This is a genomic window from Pseudomonas sp. GW821-FHT02A08, from assembly GCF_059422045.1.
In genome coordinates, this window is record NZ_JBWKWD010000062.1 from 1 (window position 1) to 16,706 (window position 16,706).

General features: G+C 58.4%; 11 protein-coding genes. 7 read left to right on the forward strand and 4 right to left on the reverse strand.

The window, feature by feature from the left end; all coding sequences use genetic code 11:
- Nucleotides 1–144: 144 nt before the first annotated feature.
- The 3 genes from AC07W4_RS26900 to AC07W4_RS26910 all read right to left on the reverse strand — a co-directional run bounded on the left by AC07W4_RS26900 (nt 145) and on the right by AC07W4_RS26910 (nt 2,646).
- Complete coding sequence (locus tag AC07W4_RS26900; protein WP_007992761.1) at nt 145–1,392, reverse strand: ribonucleotide-diphosphate reductase subunit beta; 1,248 nt, start codon at nt 1,390–1,392, stop codon at nt 145–147.
- A 527-nt stretch (nt 1,393–1,919) separates the two neighbouring features.
- Nucleotides 1,920–2,195 carry a hypothetical protein gene (locus AC07W4_RS26905; protein WP_495034611.1) on the reverse strand — a complete coding sequence of 92 codons (276 nt, stop codon included), beginning with the start codon at nt 2,193–2,195 and terminating at the stop codon, nt 1,920–1,922.
- 187 nt (nt 2,196–2,382) lie between these two features.
- Nucleotides 2,383–2,646: a DUF2790 domain-containing protein gene (locus AC07W4_RS26910; protein WP_008049545.1), complete on the reverse strand. Its 264-nt coding sequence runs from the start codon at nt 2,644–2,646 to the stop codon at nt 2,383–2,385.
- Between the two features lie 428 nt (nt 2,647–3,074).
- Here AC07W4_RS26910 and acs point away from each other — a divergent pair, with 428 nt between their 5' ends.
- The 6 genes from acs (at nt 3,075) to argR (ending at nt 10,025) form a co-directional block, all read left to right on the forward strand.
- Nucleotides 3,075–5,030, forward strand: coding sequence for an acetate--CoA ligase (gene acs, locus AC07W4_RS26915; protein WP_495034612.1), 1,956 nt, complete (start codon nt 3,075–3,077; stop codon nt 5,028–5,030).
- 701 nt (nt 5,031–5,731) lie between these two features.
- Nucleotides 5,732–6,508, forward strand: coding sequence for an ABC transporter substrate-binding protein (locus AC07W4_RS26920; RefSeq protein ID WP_495034613.1), 777 nt, complete (start codon nt 5,732–5,734; stop codon nt 6,506–6,508).
- Between the two features lie 91 nt (nt 6,509–6,599).
- Nucleotides 6,600–7,289 carry an ABC transporter permease gene (locus AC07W4_RS26925; protein ID WP_128605645.1) on the forward strand — a complete coding sequence of 230 codons (690 nt, stop codon included), beginning with the start codon at nt 6,600–6,602 and terminating at the stop codon, nt 7,287–7,289.
- Nucleotides 7,286–7,984, forward strand: a complete 699-nt coding sequence (locus tag AC07W4_RS26930) for an ABC transporter permease (RefSeq protein ID WP_008004231.1) — start codon at nt 7,286–7,288, stop codon at nt 7,982–7,984. The genes AC07W4_RS26925 and AC07W4_RS26930 overlap by 4 nt, the downstream gene beginning before the upstream one ends.
- Before the next feature lie 37 nt (nt 7,985–8,021).
- A complete protein-coding gene (locus tag AC07W4_RS26935) occupies nt 8,022–8,786 on the forward strand; it encodes an ABC transporter ATP-binding protein (protein ID WP_007971015.1) in 765 nt (254 codons plus the stop codon).
- A 246-nt stretch (nt 8,787–9,032) separates the two neighbouring features.
- Nucleotides 9,033–10,025, forward strand: a complete 993-nt coding sequence (gene argR / locus AC07W4_RS26940; RefSeq protein WP_495034614.1) for a transcriptional regulator ArgR — start codon at nt 9,033–9,035, stop codon at nt 10,023–10,025.
- Between the two features lie 3 nt (nt 10,026–10,028).
- On the opposite strand, the gene AC07W4_RS26945 is transcribed toward argR, so the two are convergent.
- A complete protein-coding gene (locus tag AC07W4_RS26945; protein WP_495034615.1) occupies nt 10,029–15,050 on the reverse strand; it encodes a dermonecrotic toxin domain-containing protein in 5,022 nt (1,673 codons plus the stop codon).
- Between the two features lie 308 nt (nt 15,051–15,358).
- Here AC07W4_RS26945 and AC07W4_RS26950 point away from each other — a divergent pair, with 308 nt between their 5' ends.
- The gene (locus tag AC07W4_RS26950; protein WP_495034616.1) at nt 15,359–16,579 is read left to right on the forward strand and encodes an aspartate aminotransferase family protein; all 1,221 of its coding nucleotides are present in this window, start codon (nt 15,359–15,361) and stop codon (nt 16,577–16,579) included.
- The last annotated feature ends 127 nt before the right edge of the window (nt 16,580–16,706 follow it).

Here is a 16,706-nt window from a genome sequence, read left to right on the forward strand (position 1 = left end):
CAGGCCGACCTGGTAAAAGCACGGCCTGCCTGACGGCAGGCCGTTACCGGCCCGCACACAAAATATCTGACAGTCCCATCAGATCGGGGCTTTTTGGTATTCGATTTGTCGATTCAAGTCGTCAAATCGCGGCGAACTCTGGAATCAATCCCAGCTAAGCGCACCACCGGTTTGGTATTCAATCACTCGCGTCTCAAAGAAATTCTTCTCTTTCTTCAAGTCCATAATCTCGCTCATCCAAGGGAACGGGTTCGTAGTCCCCGGATACTCTTCCTTCAAACCAATCTGGCTCAAACGACGGTTAGCGATGAACTTCAGGTAGTCCTCCATCATCGCCGCATTCATGCCCAATACCCCACGAGGCATGGTGTCACGAGCGTATTCAATCTCCAGCTGAGTACCCTGCAGAATCATCTGCGAAGCTTCTTCCTTCATCTCGGCATCCCACAAGTGCGGGTTTTCGATTTTGATCTGGTTGATCACGTCGATGCCGAAGTTCAGGTGCATGGATTCGTCGCGCAGGATGTACTGGAACTGCTCGGCGACGCCGGTCATTTTGTTGCGGCGGCCCATGGAGAGGATCTGGGTGAAGCCGCAGTAGAAGAAGATGCCTTCCAGGACGCAGTAGTAGGCGATCAGGTTGCGCAGCAGTTCTTTGTCGGTTTCGACGGTGCCGGTTTCGAACTTCGGATCGGAGATCGAGCGGGTGTATTTCAGGCCCCAGGTGGCTTTTTTCGCGACCGACGGGATCTCGTGGTACATGTTGAAGATTTCGCCTTCATCCATGGCCAGCGATTCGATGCAGTACTGGTAGGCGTGGGTGTGGATCGCCTCTTCGAAAGCCTGGCGCAGGATGTACTGGCGGCATTCCGGGTTGGTGATCAGGCGGTACACGGCCAGGACCAGGTTGTTGGCAACCAGGGAGTCGGCGGTGGAGAAGAAGCCGAGGTTGCGCATCACGATGCGGCGCTCGTCGTCGGTCAGGCCTTCCGGGTTTTTCCAGAGGGCGATGTCGGCGGTCATGTTGACTTCTTGCGGCATCCAGTGGTTTGCGCAGCCGTCCAGGTACTTCTGCCAGGCCCAGTCGTACTTGAAGGGTACGAGTTGGTTGAGGTCGGCGCGGCAGTTGATCATGCGCTTTTCGTCAACGGCGACACGGGCGGAGGCGCCTTCGAGTTCGGCGAGGCCTTCGGCGACGTCGAGGGAATCCAGGGCAGCCTTGGCGCGGGCAACGGCGGCGGAGTCAGACGCGGTCACGGCACGGGCTTCCAGGGCGGCGGCACCGCCAGCGCTGTCGAGACGGTCCATGTTGGCTTCGGTGGCGTGGCCAGCGTTGGCGCTCTTGACTGCTACTTCCGTGTCTTCTTTGTCGAATTCGTCCCAGCTCAGCATGACGTGTCGTCTCCTGCGTGAGGGCCAGTGTGCCCGTGTGAAAATGGATAGGTCGGTTTTTCACACGGCCTTACTGGCCGCGTTGGATCTAAAGGAATCGTTTTTTGCGGCAGCTATACGCAGGCATCAAACAGAATTTTGTACGGGGTTCCGAGAGCCACTGATGGGCGCAGCAAGCTTTGATCGCTTGTGCGGGGCTTCAGACTGGCTTTTCATCCCTGTAAGGGAATATTGCAGGCCCGTTTAAGCCCGCATTATAGGGAAGTTTTGCGTGCTGTGGTGCGGCGAAATGGCTCACGGATCGGTCGACGGGGGCCGTATTTCGGTCGGAGCGAGGGTTTACAGGGCTTTGAACGGTTTTGGCGGGGGAAGATTTTTTTTTCTGAATTTTTGCCCTGGATTATTTTTGTTCAAGAAATAACCAAAAAAGGCTTTTTTCACTACATCTTGTGTTTCGGTGGGGTTTTCTCAGGCTCCAGACACAACTAAGCCCGACCGAAGTCGGGCTGTGAAGTCACGCGGGTGGATCAGCTCAGGCGACCTGCACCGGCGTGGTCAGCGCCATCGGCGGCGAGGCGGGCGGCACCGGTGTGGTCAGCGCCATCGGAAGCCAGTTTGCCGGCACCTACATGGTCAGCGCCGTCGGCGGCAAAAGAGGCTGAACCGGTGTGGTCGTAACCGTCGGAAGCGACTGCCGCTTCAGTGGTGTAGGCGGCCGAGCCGGTGCGGTCGTAACCATCGGCCGCGAAGGTGTTGGCAGCCAGGACGGAGAGGGTCAGGGCGAGGATCAGTTGGGTTTTCATGGTCAGTGCTCCGGATTCGTGGGCGTTGTTCGTCTTGGGTTGGATTTGATACTACGCCGATTAATTCGATTAAAAAGCGCAAATAAATGCTTAAAACAATCGATTTAATCGATTGTTAAGGTTCGGCGCTTCATCTGCCTGATCGTGGCGGGTGGGTCGAACCTTTTGGGGGAGGGTGAAGCAGGGGTCAGCCGTTAGAGCAACCGTTGCCCATCGCGCTGTAACGCAGGATATGCCGTTGGCCGTTTGAATCTTCGTATTCCATTTTCATGGGTACAACTTCACAAACGTTCGGGGCTTCGCTCATGGAGATCACTTTGGCGATGTCCAGATTCATCGAGTAAGTGTATTCCTCAACGGGCGGTTGTTGCTGCGCGACATCAGTCGGAACCTCGCCGGCCATGGCAGTTACGCACACGCTGCCGAGAGCCAGAACCAATAAAGCTTTCATTTAAGTTTTACCTTTCTAAGGTCGAGTGGGTTCACGCAACCTTTTTGGGGTTGCGTGTGGAACTTCAGTACCAGAGTGTTTGATTAACTGCCTTCGTGGGGGCTGCAACTTGGTTAATCAGATTGCCTTGTTGGCGTGGCAGATTTTAGGGGCGGCGGATACGTTCATATAGACGTGGTTTTGATAAACACCTTTGACAGATCCTGTAACAATCCCCGGTCTGTGTGGGTCTCAGACTTTAAATGGGTGTCCTTAAGTGCCCCATCGCGAGCGAGCTCGCTCCCACAGGTACGGCGGCGGTAGTGGGTTTGGCGGTTTTTCACGACATTTTGTAGGGGCTTGTTACTACCATCGTCGAATGGTTCTATAGGCCCGGCCCGGCTAAAACGGGGTCATACAAAAACAACTATTCCACCGAGGTAAGAAAGATGAGTGCGGCTTCCCTGTATCCCGTTCGTCCCGAGGTTTTGGCTAACACGCTGACCGACGAGGCGACCTACAAGGCCATGTACCAGCAGTCGGTCGTCAACCCGGACGGCTTCTGGCGCGAGCAAGCCAAGCGCCTCGACTGGATCAAGCCTTTCACCACGGTGAAGCAGACCTCTTTCGACGATCACCATGTCGACATCAAATGGTTCGCCGACGGCACCCTGAACGTTTCCTACAACTGCCTCGACCGTCATCTGGCCGAGCGCGGCGATCAGGTCGCGATCATCTGGGAAGGCGACGACCCTGCCGAAAGCCGCAACATCACTTACCGCGAGCTGCACGAGCAAGTCTGCAAGTTCGCCAACGCCCTGCGTGGTCAGGACGTGCACCGCGGCGACGTGGTGACTATCTATATGCCGATGATCCCCGAAGCCGTGGTCGCCATGCTGGCCTGTACCCGGATCGGCGCGATTCACTCGGTGGTATTCGGCGGGTTCTCGCCGGAAGCCCTGGCCGGCCGCATCATCGACTGCCGCTCGAAAGTGGTGATCACCGCCGACGAAGGCATTCGTGCCGGCAAGAAGATCCCGCTCAAGGCCAACGTCGACGACGCGCTGACCAACCCGGAAACCAGCAGCATCCAGAAAGTCATCGTGTGCAAGCGCACCGGTGGCGACATCAAGTGGAACCAGCATCGCGACATCTGGTTTGAAGACCTGATGAAAGTAGCGGGCACCGTGTGCGCGCCGAAAGAGATGGGCGCCGAAGAAGCACTGTTCATCCTTTACACCTCGGGCTCCACCGGCAAGCCGAAGGGCGTGCAGCACACCACCGGCGGTTACCTGCTGTACGCCGCCATGACCCACGAGCGCGTGTTCGACTACCGCCCGGGTGAAATCTACTGGTGCACCGCCGACGTCGGCTGGGTCACCGGCCACAGTTACATCGTCTACGGCCCGCTGGCCAACGGCGCGACCACGCTGCTGTTCGAAGGCGTGCCGAACTACCCGGACATCACCCGGGTGGCGAAGATCGTCGACAAGCACAAGGTCAACATCCTCTACACCGCACCGACCGCGATCCGCGCCATGATGGCCTCGGGCACCGCCGCTGTTGAAGGCGCCGATGGCAGCAGCCTGCGCCTGTTGGGTTCGGTGGGCGAGCCGATCAACCCGGAAGCCTGGGATTGGTACTATAAGAATGTCGGCAAATCCCGTTGCCCGATCGTCGATACCTGGTGGCAGACCGAAACCGGCGGCAACATGATGAGCCCGCTGCCGGGCGCTCATGCGCTCAAGCCAGGCTCTGCGGCGCGTCCGTTCTTCGGCGTGGTGCCGGCACTGGTGGATAACCTGGGCAACATCGTCGAAGGCGAGGCCGAGGGCAACCTGGTGATTCTTGATTCGTGGCCAGGCCAGGCGCGTACGCTGTTTGGCGACCATGACCGCTTCGTCGACACTTACTTCAAGACCTTCCGTGGCATGTACTTCACCGGTGACGGCGCCCGTCGCGATGCCGATGGCTACTACTGGATCACCGGTCGTGTGGACGACGTGCTCAACGTCTCCGGCCACCGCATGGGCACCGCCGAGATCGAAAGCGCGATGGTCGCGCACCCGAAAGTCGCCGAAGCGGCGGTGGTCGGTGTGCCGCACGACATCAAGGGGCAGGGCATTTATGTCTATGTCACCCTGAAAAACGGTGAAGAGTCGAACGAGCAACTGCGCCTGGAGCTGAAGAACTGGGTGCGCAAGGAGATCGGGCCGATTGCGTCGCCGGATGTAATCCAGTGGGCGCCGGGGCTGCCGAAGACTCGTTCGGGCAAGATCATGCGGCGGATTCTGCGCAAGATCGCGACGGCTGAGTACGATGGGTTGGGTGATATCTCCACCCTGGCGGATCCGAGTGTGGTGCAGCATTTGATTGATACGCACAAGACCATGAATGTCGCGTAAGCGGCGGTTCTGAGTCATTGAAGCCCTGTCAGGTGTTGAGCCTGGCGGGGTTTTTTTGTGCCTGAGGTTTTTGTGTTGGCTGGGCTGGCCTCTTCGCGGGCAAGCCCGCTCCCACAGGTTTCGGAGTTGCGTCACAGATCGCATGAACTCCGAAAATCCCTGTGGGAGCGGGCTTGCTCGCGAAGGCGGTCTGTCAGGCAATACAGCAACATCAGCCAATAATTATCGGGTTTCTCTGTCGGCGCTTTCCTACTGTTACCCGAGATCTTTCAGGTTACTGAATGTGTAACCGCATCGCGCCAATGCGGGGCATTGGGAAACGCCCAGGCCCATAGCAGGGGCTAAAAACCACGGATAAAAAATAAGACTCCACGCTGCGCTTGCCGGATTAGAAGGGTTTGCCAATAATAGGCCCGCAATTTGCAATATAGATCGGTTCAATGTCTTTTGCTCTTGCATGATTTTGCAGGGCTGTCAACGTGCTAAAACGACTTTCTCGGTGCTTCTGTAATTAGTTGTCGCATTGAAGAAATATCGGCCTCGGGCCTGTCGTTAGAATGCCGATCACTCGCTCGTCGTTGCCCGTGTTGAATTTAAACACCGGCTTCCCAGGACGCAGCACTGCTTTGCGGTTCAACTCACTCGCATATTGGGCTGTCGCTCACTCTGCCGTTTTTGCCCTTTACCGATGGAGTCCCAAGATGAAGAAACTCGTGCTGCTTGGCGCCCTGGCACTGTCCGTGCTGTCGCTGCCATCCTTCGCCGATGAAAAGCCTCTGAAAATTGGTATCGAAGCGGCTTACCCTCCGTTCGCTTCCAAAGCACCGGACGGCAGCATCGTTGGTTTCGACTACGACATCGGCAACGCCTTGTGCGAAGAGATGAAGGTCAAGTGCGTGTGGGTCGAGCAAGAGTTCGACGGCCTGATCCCGGCACTGAAGGTGCGCAAGATCGACGCGATCCTGTCGTCCATGTCGATCACTGAAGATCGCAAGAAGTCCGTGGACTTCACCAACAAGTACTACAACACCCCGGCTCGCCTGGTCATGAAGGCCGGCACCCAGGTCAGCGAAGGCCTGACCGAGCTCAAGGGCAAGAACATCGGCGTGCAGCGTGGTTCGATCCACGAGCGTTTCGCCCGTGAAGTCCTGGCCCCGCTGGGTGCCGAGATCAAGCCTTACGGTTCGCAGAACGAAATTTACCTCGACGTGGCCGCCGGCCGCCTCGACGGCACCGTGGCAGACGCTACGCTGCTGGATGACGGCTTCCTGAAAACCGACGCCGGTAAAGGTTTCGCCTTCGTCGGCCCTGCGTTCACCGACGTCAAGTACTTCGGCGACGGCGTAGGCATCGCGGTTCGCAAGGGCGACACGGCTGAGTTGGGCAAGCTCAACGCCGCCATCGCCGCCATTCGCGAGAACGGCAAGTACAAGCAAATCCAGGACAAATACTTCGCCTTCGATATCTACGGCAAGTAATACGTCCCGGCGACAAGTCCGAAATGGCGCAAGCAACAGGATCTCTGAGGTTTGCGCCATTTTTTCATCCCAACTTTCGAGGACCTGAATCATGTTGAAAGGCTACGGGGCTGTCATCCTCGATGGCGTTTGGCTGACGCTTCAGCTCGCCTTGTCGTCCATGGCCCTGGCCATTGTCCTGGGCCTGATCGGCGTGGCACTGCGTCTTTCGCCAGTGCGCTGGCTGGCCTGGCTGGGCGATCTGTATTCCACCGTGATCCGCGGTATTCCCGACCTGGTGCTCATCCTGCTGATTTTCTACGGCGGCCAGGACCTGCTCAATCGTGTCGCTCCGATGCTCGGATATGACGAGTACATCGACCTGAACCCGTTGGTGGCCGGTATCGGCACCCTGGGCTTCATCTTCGGTGCGTACCTGTCGGAAACCTTCCGTGGCGCCTTCATGGCGATCCCCAAAGGTCAGGCCGAAGCGGGCATGGCCTACGGCATGAGCAGTTTCCAGGTGTTCTTCCGGGTGTTGGTGCCACAGATGATTCGCCTGGCGATTCCGGGTTTCACCAACAACTGGCTGGTATTGACCAAGGCGACTGCGCTGATTTCGGTGGTGGGCCTGCAGGACATGATGTTCAAGGCCAAGCAGGCGGCCGATGCCACCCGCGAGCCTTTCACCTTCTTCCTCGCAGTGGCGGCGATGTACCTGGTGATCACCAGTGTTTCGTTGCTGGCATTGCGTCACCTTGAGAAGCGCTACTCGGTAGGCGTAAGGGCGGCTGAGCTATGATCTTCGACTACAACGTCATTTGGGAGGCCTTGCCGCTGTACTTCGGCGGCCTGGTGACCACCCTCAAACTGCTCGCGCTGTCGCTGTTCTTCGGCTTGCTGTGCGCATTGCCGCTGGGCCTGATGCGCGTCTCGAAGAACTCGGTGGTCAACATGTCCGCCTGGCTCTATACCTACGTGATCCGCGGCACACCGATGCTGGTACAGCTGTTTTTGATCTACTACGGCCTGGCGCAGTTCGAAGCGGTGCGTGAGAGCTTCCTCTGGCCGTGGCTGTCCAGTGCAACGTTCTGTGCGTGCCTGGCGTTCGCGATCAACACCAGCGCCTACACCGCCGAAATCATCGCCGGCAGCCTGCGCGCCACGCCGAACGGTGAGATCGAAGCAGCGAAGGCCATGGGTATGTCGCGCTTCAAGATGTACAAGCGCATTCTGCTGCCGTCGGCCCTGCGCCGGGCACTGCCGCAGTACAGCAACGAAGTGATCATGATGCTGCAGACCACCAGTCTGGCGTCCATCGTGACCCTGATCGACATCACCGGTGCCGCGCGCACGGTCAACGCCCAGTTCTACCTGCCGTTCGAAGCCTACATCACGGCCGGCGTGTTCTACCTGTGCCTGACCTTCATGCTGGTGAAGCTGTTCAAGATGGCCGAGCGCCGCTGGCTGGGCTACCTGGCCCCGCGCAAGCACTGAATACCACTGACTGACTGTTTTTGTGAGAACCGACCGCATGTACAAACTTGAAGTCCAAGACCTGCATAAACGCTATGGCAGTCACGAAGTGCTCAAGGGTGTGTCCCTGAAAGCGGCAGCCGGCGATGTGATCAGCATCATCGGCTCCAGTGGCTCCGGCAAAAGTACCTTCCTGCGCTGCATCAACCTGCTGGAGCAGCCGCACGCGGGCAAGATCCTGCTCAACAACGAAGAGCTGAAGCTGGTGGCGAACAAGGACGGCGCGTTGAAAGCCGCTGATCCAAAGCAGCTGCAGCGCATGCGTTCGCGCCTGTCGATGGTGTTCCAGCATTTCAACCTGTGGTCGCACATGACCGCGCTGGAAAACATCATGGAAGCGCCGGTGCATGTGCTCGGCGTGTCCAAGGCCGAAGCTCGGGAAAAAGCCGAGCACTACCTGAACAAGGTCGGCGTGGCCCATCGCAAAGACGCTTACCCGGGCCACATGTCCGGCGGCGAGCAGCAGCGCGTGGCCATTGCCCGTGCACTGGCGATGGAACCTGAGGTGATGCTGTTCGACGAACCGACCTCGGCCCTCGACCCGGAATTGGTCGGCGACGTGCTGAAGGTCATGCAGGCCCTGGCGCAGGAAGGCCGGACCATGGTGGTGGTGACCCACGAAATGGGCTTTGCCCGTGAAGTGTCGAACCAGTTGGTGTTCCTGCACAAAGGTGTGGTCGAGGAAAGCGGCAACCCGCGTGAAGTGCTGGTGAACCCGCAATCCGAGCGTCTGCAGCAATTCCTGTCCGGCAGCTTGAAGTAATCAGGACTGCCGTTGTGCACCGCGATAGTGCATGCTTCGCAGTCTAAAGGCTGGCCCCGATCCCCTGTGGGAGCGGGCTTGCTCGCGAAAGCGGTGGGTCAGTTTGCTTCTATGCCACAGACACACCGCCTTCGCGAGCAAGCCCGCTCCCACATTTGATCCGGGGCGGTTTTAAGATTTGCGTTCATTTACGGGCTAGCATTGGCCCATGCCTTCATCATTGTTCTCCGCTTCGGATTGCCCACCATGACTGCCCATCGAATTGGTTTCCTGATTTGGCCCAGCACTAAAGCACTGACGCTTGCGCTGGCTGAGGAGGCCTTGCGTGTTGCCCAGCGTGTGCATCCGGACGTGGTTTACGAGCTGTCGTTCCTGCAGGCCGAAGCCATTACGGACGCCGCGGCCGAAAGCACCTGGCAATTGCCGGGTGAGGCATGGACCGGCAAGCTGGAAAACTTCCAGAAACTGTTCCTGCTCGCTGACGAGCCACCGACAGCACTGGCGCCGGCGCTCAGCAGTGCGCTCAAACAGCTGGTGCGTTCCGGTTGCGTGATCGGCGGTCTGTCGGCCGGTGTGTACCCGTTGGCGCAACTCGGTTTGCTCGATGGCTATCGCGCGGCCGTGCATTGGCGCTGGCAGGATGATTTCGCCGAACGTTTCCCCAAGGTCATCGCCACCAGCCACCTGTTCGACTGGGATCGTGATCGCCTGACCGCGTGCGGCGGCATGTCGGTGCTCGACCTGTTGCTGGCGGTGCTGGCCCGCGACCACGGTGCAGAACTGGCCGGTGCGGTGTCCGAAGAACTGGTGGTCGAGCGCATCCGCGAGGGCGGCGAGCGCCAGCGTATCCCGTTGCAGAACCGTCTCGGCTCCAGCCATCCGAAGCTCACCCAGGCGGTGTTGCTCATGGAAGCCAACATCGAAGAACCGCTGACCACCGACGAAATCGCCCAGCACGTGTGCGTGTCCCGTCGGCAGCTGGAGCGGATCTTCAAGCAATACCTCAACCGTGTGCCGAGCCAGTATTACCTGGAGCTGCGCCTGAACAAGGCCCGGCAGATGTTGATGCAAACCAGCAAGTCGATCATCCAGATCGGCTTGTCGTGCGGCTTCTCCTCGGGGCCGCATTTCTCCAGCGCCTATCGCAATTTCTTCGGTGCCACGCCGCGGGAAGATCGCAACCAGCGGCGCAGCAGCAGCCCGTTCGAGTTGTCGTCGGTGCCGCAGGAGCGCGGTTGAGGCTTACTCGTCAGGCTCGGAATCTTCCGACGTCGACACCTCCATTTCCGCTCGCTGGATGACGGCCTCTACACTAAAATCCGTGGTGGTTTTTTTGAAGTAGGCGATAAGGATTTGCAGGCTCTGTTCGTTTAGCGGATTGCCTCGCAGATTGATGCTTTCGGCGATTTCCAGCGGCAGTTCCAGAATGTCGCTGGGGATGTGAACGATCTGGTTGTCACTTAAGTCCACCAACTCCAATGACTTCAACTGCAATAAGCCCGCGGGCAGTTCACTGATGCCGGTGTCGTTCAGGATCAACGCTGCGAGGTCGGACATCTGGCTGACGTCCGGTGCAAGTGCAAGCGGATTGTCACTCAAATCCAGATAATCGAGGCGTTCCATTCCCGCCAATCCCTGGATGTCGCTTGTGCTCAGGGTCAGATTGCATTCGCTCAGTGTCAGTGCCCTCAATTCGCCCATTTTGAGAATCGCGTCTGGAATTTCACGCAGTGTGTATTCGCGCACGGTCAGGCTCTTGAGGCGTGAAAAGCCTTGCAGAAATGGGCCTGCACCCGAGGTCATTCCAGCGTCGCTGCGCAAGTTCAAGGCCGTGACATGACTGAAGTCCGCGCTCAGTGCGGGTAGATCGCCGGTGATAATCGTGTTCAGGGTCACCTCATAAGTGAGCTCGGGGGATTCATTGATATCGTCCAGATCGGTTTCCCGTCGCCAGCAGCGTTCCATCAACAGCTTGAACTCATCGCGGTTGAGGTGCTCGAGCAAAAGTTGTTGAGCGGTGAAGGGTTGACCGCTGTCGGGATGAACGGCCGGGATGTCGGCGGTCCAGGCCGCCAGTTCGTTGCGCAAGGTGTCGTACACGGTTTCCAGGCGTGCCAGTTCGGTTCTGCCGTCGGCGAGCGTACCGGGCAGGCGATAGATGAAGTCGCTGGCTTGCTCATTGTCCAGTGCTGGATAAAGCACTTGCAGGCGCTGGATGTCGGCCTGGTCGGCAAAGATGCCAAAGTCGTGGCGAGTCTGGTTGAAGTGGATTTTTATCCGCTCGCGACCGGCAGTGGAGATCGGGTTGCCACCCAGGTCGAACCCTTCCTGCACGCTGTTCGGCAAACTGAACAGTGCGGTGGGAAGTTCTGTGATCCGGTTGTCGTTGAGCAGCGCGGTACTAAGGCGGGGGCGCGACATCAATCCGGGTGGCACTTCGGACAGGCCGGTATCGGAAACATCGATGTAGTTCAGGTCTGGCATGTTCTCCAGAGTTGGAACCAACCCAAGAGGGTTTTTATAAAAGTCGAGCACCTGAAGATTGTTCAACGAGGCCACCACGGTCTGGCTTCGTGCGTTGAGGGTGATTGCGCAGTCGCTCAGGATCAGCTCGTTGAGCTGTGGCCATTGCTCAATGGCATCCGGCAGTTGACCGAGGTTGTAATTGCGCAGTGCCAGCCGATGCAGACCGGAAAATCTCTTGAGGAATTCGTTCACGCCGTGGGTGGTGCGATGCCCCTCCAGCATCAGGTTGTGAACTTGCGCAAAATCGACGCTCAGCCTGGGCAGCTCCCCCCATATTGGCTGGGAGAACTGGAAGGAAACCGGTGCGTCATTGGCGCTATCCCAAGTGGACTGGCGACGCCAGCAGTCCAGCAATTGCCCCATCAGCTGGCGACGGATGAGTTGCTGGTTGCGTATTTGGCCGGCGCTGAAGCTGATTTGTATGTCCGGAGCGAATCGTGGGACTTCAATGAACCAGTTATTGAGCTCTTCAAACAACTGCACGTGCTGGTTGATCAGTCGGTGCAACTGCGCACGAGGGCCGTCGGGATGCTGCTGCAAGCGCTCAACGAAGCGTTGCAGTTGCTCTGGCGTCAAATGCGGAAACAGTGAGTGAGTCCGGGTTTGGAGCGAGGGGGTATTGGTGGGCATCTGCCGATAGCCATCGGTGCCACCAAGCAAACGCATCACGGTGGGATCGTAGGTGGATTTAAGGGTCGGGTGCTGTGCGAGCAGCAAACGCAATGCGTCACGATCCAGTGCATGTTCACGAATCATTTGCTGGAGCCTTTCACCCTCGCCGATGTTGACGTTCAAGGCGATTCGTTCGCTGTCGGGCAACGCCTGCAACAGGCTTGAATACAGTGTGTCGGCATTGTTGAGAGGTTCTCCGTCAGCATCAAAGGCTTCATAGGCGCCTTCGGCGTTCAATGCCAGCACCTTGCGCGACGCAGCTTCTGGATTGCCGATGCTGTCGATCAGTGGACCGTCTTTTGTGTAGTTGCGGATTTCCAGTCGGACCTGTCCCGACCAGCCGGGTAAGCGCTCCAGCGAATGTAGGATTATTCGATGAGTATCAATGTTGTCGGATGTCGATGGCAGATCTAGCCCTTCACAGGCACGTGTAATCCGCACTTGAAGGTTTGCCTGCTGCGCCATCTCACGCAGGCGTATTGGCACTTTCCCATTTTCGATCTGACGCCGCTCTGCGGTATTGGCACTATCGAGTAGCGCCTCGGCAACACTGGTGGGCAGGCCCGGTTCAGCGTCTTTGATACGTTGCACCGATGAACTGGCGCCATGTTCAAGCCGGCGGTAGCGTTGTTCGAACAAAATGTGCCTTTTTGTCTGCGCCAGTGTTGCCAGATGGTGGCGCAAGGTTCGGGCCCGGTCTGCAAGGCTGGGCGTGGGTGCACCGAACTCCTCCTGCATCAGTGTCCTTACTTCGCTATCGCTCAGGGTTTGCAACACAGTCTGCAGCAAGTCGTTATCAACCAGTTGCGCCAGGTCGATCTGCACCAAAGGCTGGTCTGCGGCGACGCGCTCCCAAACGGTGTTCGCCCCGTCAACCAGGCGCAGCCCTTGATTCGCCGGCCAGTAACCGTAATCGCAGAGCAGTTCCAGTTGTGTGGCCGGGTCGGCACTGAGGTAGTCGTCGGCGCGTTGGCTGTCGATCCGCTCGATGAAAATCTGAAGATCCTGATCAATCTTGAAGCGCTCAAGCGTGTCGGCCAGCAGTGGCGGCAGTTGTCCATTGCCTACATGCATTTTACGCAGGGCATTTTCGTGGCTGCCGCTGATGCTCAACATGCGTTCGCGCTCGCTCGATGAAAAGCGCTGCATGTCGGCACCGATGCGCCGCAGCAGGGTGGTCTTGTCCCAGGTCAGTGGTTGGTCGAGTACCGTTTGCCAGGCGCCTTGGCCGTTGTGCGCAAGGGCAGGTTGATAGGCGTCTGAGCGAGTGGGGTGTTCGATGCGATGCTGGTCGGTCAGCGGATCATCAGTGACGGAATATTGTTTGCCTTCCAGCGAGAGCACGGTTTTGCCCTGGTGCCGATGCAGTCCCAGCGCATCAGGCTTTGCCTGCTCGGGCAGCGCGATGGATTGCTGGTACGTCGTCAGGTCCGGCTTCCAGTAACGGGCTTGGCCATTCGGTCGCTTGACTGAGTTGAAACGATCGATGAACTGCACGATTTCCCGTGGCAACACTGCACGAAATTCACCGGCAGCGATCGCGCCGCCCGCAGCAAAGGTACCCACTTGCACGGCGGATTCAACGGCACCGATCAAATGCCCTATGGCTTCCCGGCCTTGGCCTTCGGCCCAGTCGATGATGCCTTCGAAGGTTTCATCGAGTAACTGGTACGCCATGTAAGCCATCATCAGCTCGCCAAGAAAAGGGACGAACGGCAGCGCGATAAACGCTGCAATGTTCAGCAGCGCCGAGGCGATTTCGGTGAAGGAGTCCCACAGTGCCCAGCGTGCCTTGCGGTCGACTGTGGCGGTGGAAACGGCAATGACCCGTGCATCGTTGAGGATCTTGTCGAGTTTGCGTTGGTACAGATGAGTCCACAGGTCACCTTCAATCGGCGTCGACCTCAGTCCAAGGTTTGCGCGCGGGTTTGTGGACTCTCTCCAGGTCGGGCGCGAATCGCCCGGTTCGACCGGTTGCCATGTAACAGGCGCGAGCGATTGGTTCAGTTGCGAGAAAAAATACCCGCGATCTTCATGGTTGATGAAACGACTGAAAAACTGTTGATAGGCCGGGTCACGCAGGCGCTCGCCGAGTTCCAGCGCGAATGCCGCAGAAGTGGGATAGGCCTTGATCGGATGCAGCGGGTCATCGGGAATGTAGGCCACCACACTGACCGCTTCGTGAGCACCCAGCAGATCCGGCGCAAACAGCACGATGCCCGTCAGGCGGGCATTCATGAGCGTCAATTCGTGAGCGCCCCATGCTTGACCGTGCAACCGCAGATTCGGTAGCCCGTCGATCAGGCCCAGGATCAGGCGCTGGATACCGCTGCCCAAAAATTTTTGCATGTGCGCCATGTGCAAGGCCGCTGTCAGCGCTGTTTTCTGGCTCTCGTGAATCTTGGGCTGCAGGATGGCTGCGACTACCGGGTTGCTGATGCCAAGATTTTCTTCCAGATAGGTTTTATAGCGCTCGCCAATGTCCAGGTCTCGGCACAGGCGGGTAAACGCCGCGATGGGCATCTTTTCCAGAATCGTTGGCAGGGTGGTGAACTGCCCGGTGGAAGAGGGGGGTGTGATGTAGGTCGAGGCGGGTTCAAAGGCGTCAGTTTCGGTTTCGGCGTTTTCGAAATTGTGCAGCACCGCGTCCAGCAGCGACACGGTCCAGATGCGTGCAGCCCCGGACTTCATGCGCAGCCAGGGAAGGTGTGCGGGAATATAAAGGCGCAGAAAGATTTTGCTGACGTCCAGTTCCAGGTCGAAACGACTCTTGAGTGCCGCTTTCAACAGCGGTTCGGCGAAGGCTGAGGGATTCAGCAGATTCGCCAGGGCCTGATCAACCCGACCCTGGCTCAGCGCATGGGTGGAAATCAGTTGGCTGAGTTCAGCGTGTTGATCTCGCGAGGCATTCTTGAGGCTGGCCGCCATTTTCGGATTGACGTTGCTTAGCGCTTCACGACGTTGTGTGGTTGCCTGGCGCAGCCAGGAAGGAATGATATTGAGCAGATGCTGATAATGCGCATCGGGCCTGGAAGCCTCGAAGGTGTCGCTATGGTCGGTATTCATGCGGATAGGGGCCGTGTTTATTGAGAGGCGCCTAGGAAAACCCGTAATCACGAACGACGTGCGGTACATATTTACTGCACGGGTCGAATCGGTATCGGTATCGACGATGCAACCTGCCGCAAACCTGCGCCGCCAGTTAAACTGCGCCTTTGCGACCCTATATGTCGCATTGCCGTAAACCCGGGAAAATCCGGGGTTTGCGCTATAAGAAGTTGTCGCTTGGCGGCAAGGCCGGGCTGAAAACTGTCCTTACAATCCTCACCAAGCTCGCCAGTTTCAGGCGAGTGTTTTCTCTTCAGGAGACTCCGATGTCCGTTGAGCACGCTGCGGTACAACGCGCCGATTTCGATCAGGTAATGGTTCCCAACTATGCGCCTGCCGCATTCATTCCTGTGCGTGGCGCCGGTTCCCGCGTCTGGGACCAGTCCGGTCGCGAGCTGATCGACTTCGCCGGCGGGATTGCCGTTAACGTATTGGGCCACGCGCATCCGGCGCTGGTCGGTGCCTTGACCGAGCAGGCGAACAAGCTGTGGCACGTGTCCAACGTGTTCACCAATGAGCCGGCCCTGCGCCTGGCGCATAAGTTGGTCGACGCCACCTTTGCCGACCGCGCCTTCTTCTGCAACTCCGGCGCCGAAGCCAACGAGGCCGCTTTCAAGCTGGCCCGTCGCGTCGGCTTCGACCGTTTCGGCAGCGAGAAGTACGAAATCATCGCCGCGCTCAACAGCTTCCACGGCCGTACCCTGTTCACCGTGAACGTTGGTGGCCAGTCGAAGTACTCCGATGGCTTCGGCCCGAAAATCACCGGCATCACTCACGTGCCGTACAACGATCTGGCCGCACTGAAAGCCGCCATTTCCGACAAGACTTGCGCTGTGGTTCTGGAACCGATCCAGGGCGAAAGCGGTGTCATCCCCGCCGAACTCGAATACCTGCAAGGTGCCCGCGAACTGTGCACCGCACACAACGCGCTGCTGATCTTCGACGAAGTGCAAACCGGTATGGGCCGTACTGGCCATCTGTTCGCCTACCAGCATTACGGTGTGATTCCGGACATCCTGACCAGCGCCAAGAGCCTGGGCGGCGGTTTCCCGATCGCCGCCATGCTGACCACCGAAGACCTGGCCAAGCACTTGGTCGTCGGCACCCACGGCACCACCTACGGCGGCAACCCGTTGGCGTGCGCTGTCGCCGAAGCCGTGATCGACGTGATCAACACCCCTGAAGTGCTGGCTGGCGTCAATGCCAAGCACGACAAGTTCAAGGCGCGCCTTGAGCAGATCGGCGAAAAATACGGCCTGTTCACCAAGGTCCGAGGCATGGGCCTGCTGATCGGCTGCGTGTTGAGCGATGCCTGGAAAGGCAAGGCCAAGGACATCTTCAACGCCGCTGAAAAAGAAGGCCTGATGGTCCTGCAAGCCGGCCCGGACGTGGTGCGTTTCGCCCCAAGCCTGGTGGTGGAAGACGCCGATATCGATGCCGGTCTGGACCGCTTCGAACGTGCCGCGGCCAAACTGACGCAAGCCTGATAGACCCTTCGACGCCTGACCTTTCAGGCGTCGAACCCAATTTTGATGCCGGGCACGATCAAATGTGGGAGCGGGCTTGCTCGCGAAAGCGGTGTATCAGTCAACATTTTTACTGTCTGACCCACCG